The 1,141-nt window shown below is 48.5% G+C and carries 1 protein-coding gene and 1 pseudogene; both read left to right on the plus strand.

Annotated elements, in window-relative coordinates:
• A pseudogene (locus IEY34_RS35860) lies at window positions 1-817 on the plus strand (hypothetical protein); the annotation flags it as partial.
• 45 nt (window positions 818-862) lie between these two features.
• Window positions 863-1,141: hypothetical protein (locus tag IEY34_RS35865; protein WP_189021011.1), on the plus strand; the 279-nt coding region annotated here is incomplete at its 3' end.

The following is a 1,141-nucleotide window of genomic DNA, read 5'->3' on the forward strand; positions in this document are numbered from 1 at the left end:
CTACTCGTTCCAGTTTGATTTCAAAACGATCGGCAACTACTGGGATAAAGGGGAAGGGATGCGGATTGATCCCACGTTCTGGTTTGTACCGCGAAGCGGTGGTAACAGCGTGCCTGTGGATCTTTATTATGATGTTTCCGGTGCCAGCAATAAAATGATCCGCGTCGGTTCTGTGGTAGATAAGCAGATCTACTCCCGCGTCCACCGCTTGCCAGATCCGCTGCGAAACATCAGTGACACGGATATCCAAAACGCAGCGAGCTATGAATATACGAATATCTTAACGGCAAGTCAGCAGTCGCAAACGCCGTGGTCTAAGTTTTACACCCAGTTCTTGAGCCGCAAAATTACGACAGCTACGGGTTATGATATTGAAATTCTGCCATATAAATCGCGAACGATTGTGGGTCCGCCAAGAGTCGTGCCGCCTGTGGTCGATCCGACCGTTGCCCTTCGTAGCGTGCAGCATTGGTATGGTGAATATAATCTTCCCATCGCGCCGCACATTTTGCCGAAAGGGACGGATGTTCTAGCGCTTGCCAATCGCTACGGAGGCTCTTTGGACGGGCATGAATCGGAGTTTCTCACGAAGGGCTATATCGTAGTTAACTTTGGCATTTATGCCCTGAAGCATAACGATCAAGAAACTAGAATCCTTGGCTACAATTCTCCGAATGCCAACATGTGGGCGATTGAAGGGCAGATCGCATCGGACCAGGACTATCTGGGACATACCTTTCAGTTCCGTTCGGGTGATATTATCTTGTTTGAATCGGACTTTTCGGTTCGCAATGATTTTCAAGGCCAAGGTCATTAGAGCAGGAGGGAGGATAGGTCCCCTTCCAAAGGAGGTCAGGCGTATATGGCATCGGATCAGGTACTCTTTAATGAAGACCGCATGCGGAAGCTAATGAAAGATATCCAAGACATCGAGGATCATGCCAACTATCTTCGCAATGCGACGAATGGCTTTGTGAATCAGCTGGATAGTCAGTTGCTGTCACAGATCGGTTCAGATACCGCGCAAGTCCAAGCGTTAATCAATAAACTGACCAGCAAAGCCGAGGGCATGAGTGGATTTTTGGACTTTACGATAAAAAAGGTCAAGGAAACCGAACAAGCCAACATCAAGGATGCCCAG

Source organism: Paenibacillus marchantiophytorum (assembly GCF_014640555.1).
Lineage (GTDB): Bacteria > Bacillota > Bacilli > Paenibacillales > NBRC-103111 > Paenibacillus_E > Paenibacillus_E marchantiophytorum.